General features: G+C 35.0%; 11 protein-coding genes and 1 tRNA gene. 7 read left to right on the top strand and 5 right to left on the bottom strand.

Translation table 11 applies throughout. From position 1 onward, the window contains the following. Positions 1 to 434: 434 nt before the first annotated feature. The 3 genes from AASI_RS08790 to AASI_RS02855 form a co-directional block, all read right to left on the bottom strand. Positions 435 to 602 carry a hypothetical protein gene (locus AASI_RS08790; protein ID WP_012472724.1) on the bottom strand — a complete coding sequence of 56 codons (168 nt, stop codon included), beginning with the start codon at positions 600 to 602 and terminating at the stop codon, positions 435 to 437. Between the two features lie 62 nt (positions 603 to 664). After that, the gene (locus tag AASI_RS02850) at positions 665 to 1408 is read right to left on the bottom strand and encodes a hypothetical protein (RefSeq protein ID WP_012472725.1); all 744 of its coding nucleotides are present in this window, start codon (positions 1406 to 1408) and stop codon (positions 665 to 667) included. Positions 1409 to 1412: 4 nt separating this feature from the next. Continuing rightward, positions 1413 to 5189 (bottom strand): baseplate J/gp47 family protein, encoded by a 3777-nt coding sequence (locus tag AASI_RS02855; protein ID WP_012472726.1) that lies wholly within the window; start codon positions 5187 to 5189, stop codon positions 1413 to 1415. 168 nt (positions 5190 to 5357) lie between these two features. On the opposite strand from AASI_RS02855, the gene AASI_RS02860 reads away from it, so the two are divergent. From AASI_RS02860 to AASI_RS02890, 7 genes are all read left to right on the top strand, one after another. Then, positions 5358 to 5954, top strand: a complete 597-nt coding sequence (locus AASI_RS02860) for a hypothetical protein (RefSeq protein ID WP_012472727.1) — start codon at positions 5358 to 5360, stop codon at positions 5952 to 5954. Between the two features lie 95 nt (positions 5955 to 6049). Continuing rightward, positions 6050 to 7984 carry a threonine--tRNA ligase gene (thrS, locus tag AASI_RS02865; protein WP_012472728.1) on the top strand — a complete coding sequence of 645 codons (1935 nt, stop codon included), beginning with the start codon at positions 6050 to 6052 and terminating at the stop codon, positions 7982 to 7984. A 132-nt stretch (positions 7985 to 8116) separates the two neighbouring features. Continuing rightward, positions 8117 to 8677, top strand: coding sequence for a translation initiation factor IF-3 (gene infC / locus AASI_RS02870; RefSeq protein ID WP_012472729.1), 561 nt, complete (start codon positions 8117 to 8119; stop codon positions 8675 to 8677). A gap of 88 nt (positions 8678 to 8765) precedes the next feature. Continuing rightward, on the top strand, positions 8766 to 8960 hold the full coding sequence (gene rpmI / locus AASI_RS02875; protein ID WP_012472730.1) for a 50S ribosomal protein L35: 195 nt from the start codon (positions 8766 to 8768) through the stop codon (positions 8958 to 8960). Between the two features lie 44 nt (positions 8961 to 9004). Next, complete coding sequence (gene rplT, locus AASI_RS02880) at positions 9005 to 9349, top strand: 50S ribosomal protein L20 (protein ID WP_012472731.1); 345 nt, start codon at positions 9005 to 9007, stop codon at positions 9347 to 9349. A gap of 192 nt (positions 9350 to 9541) precedes the next feature. Next, positions 9542 to 9627, top strand: a tRNA-Ser gene (locus AASI_RS02885). 657 nt (positions 9628 to 10284) lie between these two features. Continuing rightward, positions 10285 to 13641 (top strand): sodium:solute symporter family transporter, encoded by a 3357-nt coding sequence (locus AASI_RS02890; protein ID WP_187146293.1) that lies wholly within the window; start codon positions 10285 to 10287, stop codon positions 13639 to 13641. Between the two features lie 272 nt (positions 13642 to 13913). On the opposite strand, the gene AASI_RS02895 is transcribed toward AASI_RS02890, so the two are convergent. Together AASI_RS02895 and AASI_RS02900 are read right to left on the bottom strand one after the other, a co-directional pair. After that, positions 13914 to 14858, bottom strand: coding sequence for a PhoH family protein (locus tag AASI_RS02895; RefSeq protein WP_012472733.1), 945 nt, complete (start codon positions 14856 to 14858; stop codon positions 13914 to 13916). 52 nt (positions 14859 to 14910) lie between these two features. Then, on the bottom strand, positions 14911 to 16224 hold the full coding sequence (locus tag AASI_RS02900) for a lytic transglycosylase domain-containing protein (RefSeq protein ID WP_187146294.1): 1314 nt from the start codon (positions 16222 to 16224) through the stop codon (positions 14911 to 14913). Positions 16225 to 16254: the final 30 nt, after the last annotated feature.

The following is a 16254-nucleotide window of genomic DNA, read 5'->3' on the forward strand; positions in this document are numbered from 1 at the left end:
CAGATGCAAACAAGAATAGACCCGCTGCGAAACAGAAGATCGATAAAAACATTAGATTTTTGAGAGTTAAATTTATTATTTATAAAAATTCAACCTGCGTTTTTTATACTTTAAACGTCTATTCTTATTTTTTATATTTTCTGAATTGTGCAAAATGCTCCTCTGTTTTTTTACGGCAGTTGTTTCGCAGCGGGTCTAATGAGCAATTCATGGCAATGACAAGCAGAGGTAATAAAGAGTTAAGGAAACATGCAGATCAAATTGATATTATTGTTTCCATATATCACAAGTTATCTGTCATAAAAGTGTCCTGAAAATAAAGGCAAAAGCATGCAAATAACTTGTGCTATAATATAGGTAAGCTTTATTAATGCTGGCTTTAATTTAAAAGGGTTCTATTAGAGCCAATACATGTTTGTAGCTATCCATAACAACTAACCCTTGCCATTCTTACCTTCAGCAGTGTTTTGTGATAGCTGTGCATTAGATTGTGCATGTATTTTCCCTAGTAATTCATACACTTCTTTAAAAGGACGATCTGATAATGCTTTAATAATAACATTTACTTCATTAATATCTAAACGTAATTCTATGGTAGCCATGCTATATATGCTTTCTGTTTTTATAGTAGATTTTTAAATTAATATGTAAACTAAATTCTGTTTTACTTACTTTCTTTCACACTCTCTTCACCTTCTTCCCACCAAAGATTAGTAATATAGTAAGAAATCATATTGCCTGCTCCATAATTGCGCTTGGTTTTTATTTGCAATGCATAATTAAAATTAGTTCCTGCCCATCGTATGTCTATTTTATCCCTAAAGCTATTATAGTAGGCATGTGTCTTTGTAATTGGGCTTTTAGAACCTTTAAATGTGCTTAAGGCAAATGCATGTAACATAGCATGTAGACCTCTACCTGCCTTACTTACTTTAGCAATAATTTCAAAAGCATGGCATTGGCTAAGTTTAGGAGTAATAGTATACCAGCTTCCGTCACCTGGTACTTGTCCAGACATATAAGTGCCACGACGACCATGCATACTCATGTTGCCATTTACCTCTAATTTGTTAGTAGGATTTAAAGTTCCAATACCCACATTTCCATCATAACGAATAAATAGCTTGCTTTCTCCTTGCTGATCTACTAAGTTAAGACCGAACTCTGAGCTGTTTTTAGGGTATTGCTCAATTGCCCAAGAAGGTTTAAATCCATTCAGATTATCAAAGAATGTAAGTAGTCTTCTATCACTCCCTTTAGGAGAAAGCCTTAAACCTTCGTCTTCTGAAATTAATCCATCTTCCTGTTTATGAATCATTGAGTCTATTAGGTTGCTAAAATCTTGTTCTGTAGGAATAGCACCTTTTTCAAAAGCTTTTTTGAGCTGTACTCTGCTAGCTATGGACATAAATTTAATGCTTAATGTATTTCTTGGTTATTAAATAATATTCTTCTAGACTTTCTTGTATTTCTTCTTCCTGCACCTCCTCTATCCATTTCTGTTCTGAATTGGATTTCCAAGGGCCTATGATAAAATCATCTTCAACACTCATATCGTCTACACCACCGTAACGTAGATTGGAATTAGGGTCAATGTTATCTACTACTGTTATTCTATGGTTATCAGAAGAAAACATAACAGACCAAGAATAAGTAGACATGAGTTGGTTGTCATAATCTGTAATCTTTGTAATGTTTGACCCTGTATATTTTAATATAGAGAAATTTCCGATAGCTTCCACATAATATCGCTTACTAATAAAATCCATAATTTTTGAAGAAGGAATAATCACTCCCAAGCGGATATCTTCAGATTTGTTAAACAACCAAGGTGAAAGAAAGCTTTTGATAGCTCTTTGTAACTCATTAGAATATATGCCTTTTTCATACCCTCTTTTAAATTTTACCTCTAAGTTTACCCTTACTTCTTCATATACAGGGTTGATGACTTCAATAGATACAAAAGGAGAAGCTGATTTTTGCAATTCTTGCTTAATGGATTCTAATAGCTGCTTGCTTGCTTGTGGTAAAGAGTTTTTACCTAAGATAGCTTCTTTAATAGTAGGAATTACTACTAAGGTTACTCTGCCTGGCTGAAGTACAAATGGTTGGTTTTTTCTTGAATGATTGATACATTTTACACGAAATATTTCAGGAAATCTCTCTAATACAATTCTTTCATAATCCCAAGCGGAAATGGCTCTATCTTTGTGCCTTAAACGTTCACTAATTCTTGTATACAATTTAGTTTGTGTCTCGGCTGGTTTTCCACCAAATGATGGGAAAGGTTGCACCACAGACTCTATAGCTATAGAGCTACCTAGAATGCCTTGTATAGTGTAGGCAGGTAATCTAGTAGGTTGCTCGCTGTTTTTAGAAGTGTCAATCTTTCTAGTGGCTGATACAGCTTGGGTATACATACCTAATATTTTGGGTAGAGAAGATGAGTTAGGTGGAAAATTACCTCTAATCCATATAAGCCCTGTGCTCATCAATGTATTGCTATCGTTAGCAGCAGTAGGTATTATAAAAACAATAATACCAGATTTAGTAAGCCCCATGGTTTCATCTGCAATAATTTCATTTTCCTTAAAATTAACCCAGTTGTTGTCTGATAAATAGCTCCAAGTAGGCTTAGTAAATTCACTATCAGGATTAATGCCACCCTCGTCCACTTGAATATGTAAGCGCATGATAGAAGCATTCAGGTTTTGGATACCTAGCGTAAAAAAGCATTCCCCTGTATCTGCATTAATGGTATGTGCAAAATCCTTGGTCGCTTTAGGAAACTCAGCTTTATATCCAAAAGGCATCAATTTTATGTATCGCTTAAGGGAGTTTTGATTGGCTGGTTCATGTGCCTTTTTAAGATAAATTTGGTCTTGCGCACTATAGTCTACACTTAATGACTTGATAACTGGTGTATATGGTTCATTAAGTATGGGAACATCGACTTGTTTTTTATGCTTATTTTTATCATTCAGTATGGTGGTCTGGGCTAATACGGTAGGGTAGATAGTATGCCCAAATGCCATATCAGGTCCATCAAGTTCTAACTTAAGAAATCCTGTTAGTGTCTTAGCTGTCCATACGGGAGGATTAAGAGCATATATTTGTCTGAGTAAGCCAAGCTTATCGAAATCTATTTCGCCAATTGTCCGTTTCTCTTTTAAGTTTTCTACGGTATTAGCAAGTTTCTTCTCAACTTCAAATAAGGCAATTTTTTGTCTATTTTCTGGGTAGAATGGATTCCATTGCCTATGTTTTAGATAAGAGACATTTATTTGGAAGTCTTGGTTGGTTATTTTTCCTGGGTAGGCTTCATAATACTTTTTAAATCCATTATCCATAGTAGGTAGTCCTACCCAAGTAATATTAATTTTAAAATTTGTTAGATCTTTATAGAATATCTCATCGCTTCCTATATAAAAATTAGAGTGGAGTTTAGGAAAAGGTCCAAAAGGTTGAAAAGGTTGACTAGTATCAATCAATCCTAGATCGTTTTGTAAGACAAGACCCCTGTAATCTGTTACATCAACGTTGATAGTTAGCCTTTCAAGAGCTACTTCTTTAAATAAGAAAATATAAGCTAATGGCGATTCTGGATGCAATAAAATACGAAGGCTAGGAGCCTCAATTCTATCTAATTCTCCATGTAACTCACTGCTAAACTTTACAATAGGAAGTATATCTGGCATTAGCATGAGGGTAATCTCTAAGTAACTCTTTTCACTTTTTACAGTAGTGCTAACGGAATTTTGAGGTATGCTAGTCCATCCTTCTTCAGTGGTTGCCTGTACAGTAATGGTTTCATTAAATCTACTAGCCAGTTTATCATAAACTTCATTAGAAGCAACAGTATCTCCTTCCTTTACTGATTGTACTAAGGCCTCGAAAGTCTTTTTTTCAAACTTGAACCCTAGGGTTATTTTTCTTTTTCCTTCTTTGAGGTATAAAATAGGAGAAGCAATCAAAAAGCCTATGGGCCCTAATGTTGTTATTTGTGCAGATGTATCGTTTGAGAAAAGATTTAAATATTTTTTCTGTTGATAAATAGCTTCTGGTTCATAAGTAGCTACATCAAGATCTATTTTAGGAAAGCTTTCATCTGAGTCATGTGTTTGGGTTAATAAGTTAAAGGTATGAATGCGGCTAATTTTAGCTTGGCTGACAACTAATGATTTATCTGTTTCGAAAATAATATCTTGCCCTGCCTCGTCTTTACCGGCAGTCAGCTGTAATCCTTTTGCTAGAAGAAAATTCTTTTTATTCTCTTTTAGGAGGAAATGTACATATACTTTGTCAGGCTTTACCGGCTCTTCACTAAATTTTAAGACTTCTCTATAGTAATAGTCTAAATGGCGTTGTGGAATATGATTCATATGCACTATGGCATATTCTAATAGCCTTAAAAAGGCTATAATTAGTGCAGCTTGGGGTCTATGTTGCTGGCTTATTAATGTAGAAGTATAATTTTCTCCAGCCAATTTTTGTAAATTGGCCATACCATTAAAAATACTGTCAAACAGATCGTTTAGCGTATTTTGTACTTGTTGATGCATTGTCACAGCATCTAAGCCTTCATCTAAACCCGTTAGGTTCCTCTCCCAAATTTCATGTTTATCCCATAGGCTTTCTATAAATTTAAAAAAGGGTATAGGAGGATTGGTTAGGCCCCTATTGGATTCTTGTTTTAATAAGTTGTATAAGAAAGTAATATCCCCATTTAGTTCATACCGTATTAGGTTATAGATCTCCAATTTAACTACACTTTCTTCAGATAGGTTTTCATGCCAATAGTTAAATAATAATAGAATTTCCTCTAGTGTAGACAGTAACCCTTTTAGATGTTTGTTATCTAATTCTATGGACTTAATACGTTTTAGTGCCAAGAAATAATTGCTAATAGGTTCTTTAAGCTTATTGAGCTGCGTATGAAGAATAAGCGAATGGATAGTTGTATCGTCAAATTCTATAAAACTCCTCCATGCATTATAGTTGACAGATTCATTTTGGTTCTCATAGAATTTAAGCAGATCGCTATATAGATAAGTAAATACAATATATTCATCTAAACCTTTGCTGTCTATTAACCTATCATTGTTAAGTAAACCTTGTAATAATCTTTCCTCTTGGCAAGTCCCACCTCGTTTAAAAAGTAAACTCTGTTTTTTATCCTCTATATTCATATAAGTAAGCTTTCTTTAATAAGAGATCTTAAAGCGGCTAATGGTTGTTAACCTGGTTTTATGAGCTACAATTAATGGCTAATAGATATGCCTTATTATATAATATAAACTAGATTTTTTTAATTATCTTTATAATAAGGCAGCTAAATCTAACATATTATGTTTCGTATGAGAAAAACCATTCTTTATATAATTTCTTTATGCTTTATAGGAGCCATAACAGGTTCTAATAATGTCTATGCTCGTATTACCCCTACACTATATACATATAATTTATTAGCAGTATTAGATGAATCGGCTGAAAAGGCTGACAAGAACGCAGATGTGACTACGCAAGCTTCAGATCGAAAAGAAAAAAAACTAAAAACTTTGATTGAGGGGGAAGCTAAGCGGCAAGGGTTGATGACCGGCATTATGAGCGGTATCATATTTTTATATAGTAGTATATCAGACCTCTTACTACACCCTGTGCTAACGATTGTGCTCTCTACACTAACACTAGGGCTTATAGCACTAGGTATATTTATAATTGTTGTGCTGAGACGGGAAGATTTCTCTGCTCTCAGTAAGCTAGTCAGCTTTGGTATTCTTTATTTCCTACTCTACATTGATTTACTTTTTATTATCTATGAACAGCGTAGAATAACTATGATGTTTTTCCGTTTGGACAAAGATATTCTGTTGGTTGTATTAGCTACAATAGTCGGTTATTTTGTGGGTAGGTATTCTTCTAGGAAGGTCTTTGAAGAAAAAGTTTTGCCTTAGAAGTATATATAACAACATTAGGTAATCAACTTAGTAAAATTTAGTGGCAATTTACGAGCTAAATTCCCATCTTTGCAGATCATTAATTCAGCGTTATGCATAACCATACAGTTAATATTGCACTGCCAGATGGTACTATAAAATCTTTTGCTAAAGGGGTAACCAGCTTAGAAATAGCACAATCTATTAGTGAACGTCTATCTCAGCAAATTTTAGCAAGTCTAGTTAATGGTGAGGTATGGGATATAACCAGGCCTATTACTGAGGATGCTGCAGTAAAATTGCTTACTTGGCAGGATGAAGATGGTAAAAAAGCATTTTGGCATTCTTCAGCTCACCTAATGGCAGAAGCGCTAGAGTCGCTTTACCCTGGTATTAAACTAGGAATTGGTCCTGCTATTGCTAATGGATTTTATTATGATATAGACTTTGGTGATTATGATTTTGATGCTACCCATCTGCCTCGCATAGAAGAGAAGATGCTAGAATTAGCTCGCCAAAATAACCTTTATCAAGGAATTGTCGTTAATAAGCCTGCGGCCATTAGCTTCTTTCAGAAAAAAGGTGATCCTTACAAGGTAGAGTTGTTGGAAGGCTTACAAGACGGAAGTATAACCTTTTATAAGCATGGTAATTTCACCGACCTCTGTAGAGGTCCTCATATTCCCCATACAGGTTTTATAAAAGCTGTAAAGCTCTTAAACATATCAGGCGCGTATTGGCGTGGTAATGAGAAGAATAAACAGCTTACAAGAATTTATGGTATTACTTTCCCTCAGCAAAAAGAACTAAAAGCTTATTTAGAATTATTAGAAGAAGCTCAAAAGAGAAATCATCAGAAGATAGGTAAAGAGTTAAAGTTATTTACTTTTTCCGAAAAGGTTGGTATTGGTTTGCCTCTCTGGTTGCCTAGAGGTACTGTTTTGCGCGAGCAGCTAGAACAGTTTTTACGTCGGGCCCAGGTAAAAGCAGGCTACCAACCAGTAGTTACCCCTCACATAGGTCATAAAGAGCTGTATATGACCTCAGGTCATTACGATAAGTATGGGGAAGATTCTTTTCAGCCTATCCGTACCCCTCATGAAGGAGAAGAGTTCTTCTTGAAACCTATGAATTGCCCCCACCATTGTGAAATTTATAAGCATGAGCCTAGATCTTATCGGGACTTACCGGTGCGCTTGGCAGAATTTGGTACTGTGTATCGATATGAGCAGCATGGTGAGTTACATGGGTTAGTACGTACAAGGGGCTTTACACAAGATGATGCGCACATATTTTGTAGAAATGATCAAGTAAGAGAAGAGTTTGCTAAAGTTATAGACTTGGTAACTTATGTGTTTAGTGCATTAGGTTTTAGCGACTATACAGCTCGGTTGTCATTTAGAGACCCTGAACAGCTACATAAGTATATAGGGGATCAGGAAGATTGGGATAAGGCAGAAGAAGCTATAGAAGAAGTTGCTAAGTTAAGGAAGCTAAATACAACGAAGGCATTAGGTGAAGCGGCTTTTTATGGACCTAAGTTAGATTTTATGGTGAAAGATGCGCTTGGTAGAAATTGGCAGCTTGGCACAGTACAGCTAGATTATCAATTACCTGTACGGTTCGATCTGTCTTATACTGGTGCTGATAACAAAAAGCACAGGCCTGTAATGATTCATAGAGCACCCTTTGGTTCATTAGAGCGATTTATTGCTATACTATTGGAGCATACTGCTGGAAAACTTCCATTATGGCTTGCACCAGAGCAAGTAGCTATATTACCTATTTCTGAAAAATTTGCTGCGTATGCAGAAGAAGTAAATCAGAATCTGCGCAATAAAGATATTAGATGCTTTATAGATCATAGAGACGAGAAAATAGGTAAAAAGATAAGAGAAGCCGAACTAAGCAAAATTCCTTATATGTTTATTATAGGTGAAAAAGAACAACTTGAAAGGACAGTTTCTGTAAGAAAACAAGGTGCTGGAGATCAAGGGAGCTTCCCTATCGATAAATTAGTACAAGAAATTGTTGAAGATATTTCATAAAATGCTTTAATTTCGAGCAATAACTGATGATAGATATAAAATTTATATAATTATATTGCTGTATCTATTTTAATAGATGTAATATTTTTGGATATTTGTAATTTCTACAATAAGGAAAAAATTTTAAATTAATTGACTATTAGCGATAGAAAATTTCAACCAAGATTCAATAGAAGGGTAGAAGAACCTTATAGAATCAATGAACGAATCACTGCACCTGAAGTGCGGGTAGTAGGTGAAGATTTAGAACCAGGCGTATATAAACTTGCAGAAGCCTTAAAGATGGCACAAGTAAGGGAACTCGACCTAGTAGAAATATCTCCTAATGCGGAGCCGCCTGTATGTAAGATTATTGATTATTCTAAGTTTAAGTATGAGCAGAAAAGGAAGCAAAGAGAGATTAAATCAAAATCGCAGAAGACTACAATTAAAGAAATAAGGCTAGGGCCCAATACAGATGAGCACGACCTGAACTTTAAGATTAAACATGCTACCAAGTTCTTGCAAGAAGGAGCTAAAGTTAAAGTTTATGTGCAATTTGTAGGACGTACCATTGTATTTAAAGAAAGAGGGGAATTACTCTTGTTGAAGTTTGCACAAGCGCTTGAAGAACACGGGAAAATAGAGCATATGCCCAAGTTAGAAGGTAGAAAAATGCACTTATCTATTAGTCCAAAGAATTCTAAAGGTTAAAAGTTTAGATTTTTTATAAACTATATAGATTGTATATAGGTCTTCCGTTAAGTAGTTATTAAATTTGCAATCATACTAAGCTATAAAAATGCCAAAAGTAAAAACACATTCAGGAGCTAAAAAGAGATTTGCCTTAACAGCAAAAGGAAAAATCAAACGTAAGCATGCTTTTAAAAATCACATGCTAGATAAAAAGCAAACCAAGCAGAAGAGAAGACTTACTCACACTGCTTTGGTGCATAAGTCAGACAAAAGTAGAATAGAAAAACTACTTCGTATCTAATTACGTATAGTTGGAAAAGCTTATATAGATTAAAAAAATAAAATATGCCCAGATCAGTAAACGCAGTTGCTTCTAGAGCACGAAGAAAAAGAGTAATAAAATTAGCAAAAGGCTATTGGGGAAGAAGGAAAAATGCATGGACCATAGCAAAGAATGCAGTAGAAAGAGCGCTACAATATGCTTATAGAGACAGAAAAGCTAAGAAAAGAGAATTTAGAAGGCTCTGGATTCAGCGTATTAATGCTGCAGCAAAAATGAATGGCTTAAGCTATTCTCAATTCATGGGGAAACTAGCAGCAAGTGGCATCGAGCTTAATAGAAAAGTATTGGCTGACTTGGCTATGAATAACCCAGAAGCTTTTAAAGAAATTCTCAAAAAGGTAGCTTAGTTTTAATATGCCTTTACTATAAGCGAGTTATAGTAAAGCTAAAATGTTATCTTGGTTACTTTGCTATATATGAGTAAGCTTTCAGAAACTAATACAAACGGCCTTTCTGACTAAATTGGCCAATGAAGTGAAATAGAATTTACTGTAGTTTATTTGAAAATTTATTTATCATATATTACCCCACTAACAAAAGGAGAGATGGGTGAGTGGCTGAAACCAGCAGTTTGCTAAACTGCCGTACATTTTTTGTACCGGGGGTTCGAATCCCCCTCTCTCCGCTTTTGATTCAAAATTTACCTCAACTTCCTGTCTTATTAGCCTAAAGTAAAAAATTTCTATATAGTATTTCACACTTTTATATCTCACAGAAAATAGTACGTGTTCATGGGTCTACTACCTTTAAAATAAGCCAAAAACGTATGTTTTATTTAGCAACTACCTATAAAAATTATTGGTTATGGTTAGTATACAGTTAATTTTTATTCTTAGCAACCAAGTGTCTTTTTATACTTAAAATAATGAGTTGCTAGCATTGGCAGACCCGTGAACGCATACTACAGAATAAAATTCTTTATCAATAATTTTTTAATAGCTTATAGGTATTTAAAATCCTCAAGCCATCCAGAATCGAACTTACTTTAGGAATAACAGACATACATGGGAAAACCTTGGTCAGTTATTATACTTTTAGGTAGTTGAGATCAATTATTAGTAAGTTGGATTTACATGCCTAAGTTATTACAAGAAGCCGGTGAATATCAAATTAGGAAGGGTTATCTTAAGCATTAAATCTCATGTGATCGAATCATTAAAAAAATAAACTTGTTGCATATAAGATTAAGTAGGTTTTGAAATTATAAAAAAAATCAACGTAGGGGATAGTGAAAAAATAAAAATGTTTTCTTAAAATAAGCTACCCTATAAATATGGACCTTATGCTAAAAGATTACTTAGATATCATACTATTCACTACATTTTTACTTGTTAACTTAATAATAGGCCTGATCGCTGGTCGACGTGTAAGAAGCTTGCGAGATTTCTCCATAGGTAATAAAGATTTTACTACAGCTACGGTAACTTCTACCATTGTAGCTACCTGGTTTGGAGGTGGATTTATATTTTATGGATTACAAAATGCTTATACAAGTGGACTGCAATATATTATACCACTTCTGGGATCAAGTTTATGTTTGCTATTTACTGGTCAAGTACTTGCTGTACGTATGGGCGAATTTTTAAATAATCTTTCTGTTGCCGAGGCAATGGGAAATCTATTTAGCCGATTGGTACGTATAATTACTGCTATTAGCGGAATACTTGGTGGAATTGGTTATATAGCCATTCAGTTTCAGGTGATTGCTAAAATGTTAAACTTCCTCTTAGGATTTGAGGGGCCTTGGGTTACTGTTGCAGCAGCTTCTATCGTCATTATTTATTCAGCTTTCGGTGGTATCCGATCTGTTATTATTACAGATTTATTGCAGTTTATTGTCTTTAGTATTTTTATCCCTATTCTTGCCTTGGTGGTTTGGAACCACCTAAAAAAACCTGGACAAGTAGCACATACCTTAGTTACCAATCCGGTATTTAACTTCAAGGAAATGCTAGGTTGGAACCCTAAATTTTTATCTGCACTAGGCTTAGTGCTTTATTTTGCTATTCCGGGCATAACTCCTGCTATATTCCAGCGCGTAACTATATCTAAAGATCTTAGACAAGTTAAAGATTCTTTTACCTATGCAGCTGCAAGTTCGTTACTGATGGTTGCTTCATTAGCTTGGATTGCTATTTTATTACTGTCAGATAATCCTAATCTAGAGTCTGGTAGTCTTGTAAACTATATTATTACAACCTATGCTTATCCAGGACTGAAAGGACTTATTGCTATTGGTATTACAGCCATGGCTATGTCTACAGCAGACTCTTATCTTAATTCATCTGCTGTGTTAGCAGTTAATGATATTCTGAAACCACTGCAGCTTTATTGGAAAGATTCTATTAAGATCGTTAGAGTTTTTTCCTTTGTTTTAGGAATTTTTGCATTGTTATTAGCGCTTCGCAGTACAGACTTACTACAATTGATGCTACTGTCTGGCAGCTTTTATATGCCTATTGTTACTGTACCACTCTTATTAGCCATTTTTGGTTTTCGAAGTAGTAGCAGATCAGTTCTTATAGGAATGTCAGCAGGCTGTATAACTGTGATATTATGGAATAAGTTTTTAACTCATACAGGCATGCAAAGTCTTATCCCTGGTATGATCGCTAACTTAGTATTCTATGTAGGCAGTCATTATATACTTAGGCAACAAGGGGGCTGGATAGGCATACGAGATAGAGAACCCCTTTTGGCAGCTCGGCAAGGCCGTAGAGAGGCATGGCAGAAATTTATTTATAAGGTTAGACATCCACAAATCTATACTTACTTACAAAAAAATCTGCCGGCTTATGAAGTTGTTTATACGCTTTTTGCCATTTATGTGATTGGTGCCACGTATGCTTCTTTTTACACCATACCAGAGTCAACAGTTGCCAATTATCAAAAGCTCTATGATATTGCTGCACATTCTGTTTTAGTTATGACGGCTGGGTTTCTTACCTATCCTGCTTGGCCCCCTACTTTTAAAGCCAAATGGTTCATCACCTTTGCTTGGCCAGCGGGTATCCTGTATGTACTCTTTATAGTAGGGACTATCTTAGTACTTATGAGTGGCTTTCATGAAGTACAAGTCATGATTTTTCTAATTAATCTAATCATGACTGCATTTTTACTTTCCTGGCCCCTAATGTTATTTGTTTCTTTGGTAGGTATAATTATTGGCTGCCTAGTTTTTTACATGTATTGTGGGGATTTATATGCTTGTACCAGTTCAACTGGTTCAGGGCAATTTAAAGTTATTTATGGCATTCTTTTGTTTAGTAGCTTTCTTATTGCTCTATTCAGATTTAAACAAAGCCAAACAAGGCTCGAGAATAAGAATGTTTATTTAGAAAATATATATAAACAATTAAAAGATGAACTATCTGAAATTTTAGGCTATAAAGAGACGCTTGTTAAAGAACTAAAAGAAGATGAGTTGGCTTTGTTTGGAACAACCGCAGCTGCTTACATGCAACAAGCCATTTATCGTATTACCGATTATGTAAGATTAGAAGTAAGCCAGATCAAACTAGAAGATCTTATAGTAGAAATTAAAGATATACTCAAGTTAAAAGACTTTGATGGACAGTCCCCTCAACTAAGCAGTAAAAAATATACTAAAGAGGAGTCAATCTATGCGGATGCTGATAAGATCAAACAAGTGCTTGCTGACAGTATCTGTTATATCCATAAACATAATCTATCCAATAAAACTATTGTTATTGCACTTGAAGATGCCATGCTAGGCCATAGTGTAGAACATATGAAAGATTATACACGAAAACTAAAGGCTATTAAAATTACCATTACAACCCAGGAACTATTATCTAATACCTCTAATCGTGTATATATGTTTGATCAAGCACCTTCTATTAGTCGGATGGCTGGGGATGGAGATAGAAAAGCTTTGTTAAATAATGCACGTATTATCGATGCTCATTATGGTTATGCAGAGCTAGATAAGGAAGATACCCATATATATGTTCTTCCTATCAATGTACGTGAAGTAAGGGGAAAGGTTATGGAGCTTTTAAGGGCGCCTGCAGTGGCCAGTGAGGAAGAAGTAAAGCATCCTTTAGCCATACAGCTGGAGGAAGAGCTACTTAATAAAACAAAAACTGCTAAACTTGATACAAATGTTATAGAAAAATCACTTAATACCATTAAGAGGTATCATGCAGGAGTTAAAAGAAAATCAGGAGAACCTTTCTTCACTCACCCAATAGCTGTAGCATTGATCTTGCTAGATTATTGCAAAGATCAGGATGCCGTAATAGCAGCACTACTACATGATACAGTGGAAGATACTAGCTTATCTATAACCCATATTAAGGCTATGTTTGGAGAAAAAGTAGCTTTTATAGTAGGAAAGGTAACCAACCTAGAGGATAAAATAAGAAGGCTAAGCCTTGAGGAACATGAAAATATTAAAAGGTTAATTAACTATGAAGATGAGCGGGCGGCTTTTGTAAAATTAGCTGACAGGCTTCATAACATGCGTACCATTGAAGGACATTTGTCCTTATCTAAACAAAAGCATATAGCCAATGAGACCTTGCTTTTCTTTGTACCACTTGCCAACCAATTAGGGGTAGACCATGTGGCACAGGAATTAGAAAAACTTAGTTTGGAAGTATTGGCTAAGAAATGATGATGAAACTTTATTCTTTTGATAAAGATTTTAGTTGTTAGAGAATTCTGTATAGTAATATCAGTTAGTAGCCGGACTGTGCTGAAGTGGGAGAGAAGTGTGTAGGCAAACCTACTACGGTAGATATTGCTTTGTTTAGACCTTATATATTCCTTAGAAGTTTATGGTAATTCAGTTTTTGAGATTTTTATATAAGAAAGGCTAAGTAGTTGAATAGCTAAAAATTATCTCTCCCTCGATGCATACGTCCGGATGAAATGTGATTAACCTATTTATCGACCACTGTTATCATAAGCCTGGATAATATCTTTGATTAATGGATGCCTCACTATATCACTTTCTTCTAAGTGAACAAAATTGATTCCTGCAACAGGCTTTAAAACTTCTAATGCTTCTACTAAACCCGACTGCTTAGCTTTAGGTAAGTCTATTTGAGTTGGATCACCTGTAATAATAAGTTTTGAATGAAGCCCCATCCTTGTTAAAAACATTTTCATCTGATTAGATGTTGTATTTTGTGCTTCATCTAATACTACAAAAGCATTGTGTAAGGTACGCCCGCGCATATAAGCTAATGGGACAACTTCTATAATACCGTTTTCTTGATAATGCTTACGCTTCTCAATAGAAATCATATCATCTAAGGCATCATAAATAGGGTAGAGGTAAGGGGCTGTTTTTTCTTCTAGGTACCCTGGTAAAAAGCCTAAACTTTCCCCAGCTTCCACAATGGGCCTAGTCACTACAATCTTTTCAACTTCTTTCCTTTTAAGCGCCTGTATGGCCAATGCCATAGAAATATATGTTTTCCCAGTGCCTGCAAGCCCTACTACAAATGTCAATGCAGTTTCATGTACAGCAGCTACTATCTTACGTTGGTTCGCTGATCTAGGTTTGATAGGTTTACCTTTAGCCGTATGTAAAATTACAGTGCCAGGCTTGTCCACTTCCTGATGTATTCTATTATTTCGATTAGCATAATGCTGAATGATCTCTTGGTTAATCAAGTTTTGATTACGGTAATGATCTAATAAGCATTGAATAATTTCATATAAGTTCTGAACTACCTCCTGGCTGCCTTGTATTTTTATTGCATTACCCCTTGATACAAGTTTGGCTGTTGGAAAAAGGGCTGCAAGCGTAGCAATATTTCTATCTTCTACACCCAGGAAGTCCACAAGACTAATTTCTTCAAGTTGAATAATTTTTTCTATCACAAGTATCTATAATTTGTTTTCCCAGCGAATATATATAACTTCCCTTTTAAATCTAATTATTAGAACCCTTTTTAAAGTATGTAGTTGTATTTTCTGTTACAGCATAGGTTTGTGCTACATCAGGTTTAGAAGGTGCGTTATTAATTATTGGGTCATTTAAATAGGCAATAGGTATATTAGCAGGCCTCATAAAGCGTAGCCAAAGTACTCTGCCAGCTGTAAGTGTCAATGCTTTTCGAGCTCTGTTTTTAGACAATAGAGATGATAACTTTATACCATACTTCTGAGCTATGCTCCACCAAGTTTCTTTGTGTCTTACAATATGGTAGTGTACATTGGCTCTATTGTTTTTAGCTTTAAAATAATATGCTTGTCCTATTTCTATCTGATGCTTGGCATCAATATCATTAAATTCTAAAAATTGTTTTAAAGGAATATTCCCCTTAGTTGCAAGGGTAGTTAAATTATCGTTAGGTTGCGCAACAATACCATTAATACCATTGATTTGTATAGTTGGCTGGCTTTTGTTTGTACTTTTTGCAGAGGTAATACAAGGAAAATTTTGAGCTTTGTCCCAATAAGCACTGTAATTTATCTTATATTTATCCAAGAGGCTATATACACGTAAATGGTCAAGCTGCGCATATTGTTGGTGTGTCATGGGTATCAGTACAGAACAGGTCGCATCTTCTGGTATTTTAGTAGGCTTTAACCACTTATTGTAGGTACGTATCATCGGTAAAGATACACCAAATTGTTGGCTAAGTTCATGAATGGTTTTCCCCTGACAATCTCGACATTCATACAGGTATAGTTCTGGATGCAGTTCTTTACCTATCGCATCTTTAAATACAAGCTTATGCGCTATAAAGTGATATATATACCAATGAGCATGACTATCTATTGTTGCTGTTCTAGCACCAATATTCCATTTATTCCCTTTAATAAATGTCTTTGCGCCACCTCTTCCTAAATGAAACGCCAATAGTGAATATAGCCAATTGTTAAAATGGCTATAATGCTTCTTAATATATTTGGCAAATGCTCTAGTAGAAGCAACGATATGCATCCGTTCATCAATATAACGGTCTATTCTTGTACCTACTTCTAAAGCACCTGCTTGCTTAAATTGCCAAAATCCTACTGCATTGGTCTCAGAAATATCATCAGCTATCAAATGGCTTTCTTGTATGGCTAAATACTTTAAATCATCTGGTAGCCCTTCTTCTTTTAAAACTCTTTCTATAAGAGGCATGTATAAATTGATACGGTCAAAAACTTCTTTATAGTGTTTAGGGCTGCGGGTTAAAGATGTTACCTTTTTTTGTATTTCTTCTTTGGCTTCTGCTGCTATATATAATTGCATATTGGCAAAGCTAATTTTATTAGGTACAGT

This window comes from Candidatus Amoebophilus asiaticus 5a2, from assembly GCF_000020565.1.
Taxonomy (GTDB): domain Bacteria; phylum Bacteroidota; class Bacteroidia; order Cytophagales; family Amoebophilaceae; genus Amoebophilus; species Amoebophilus asiaticus.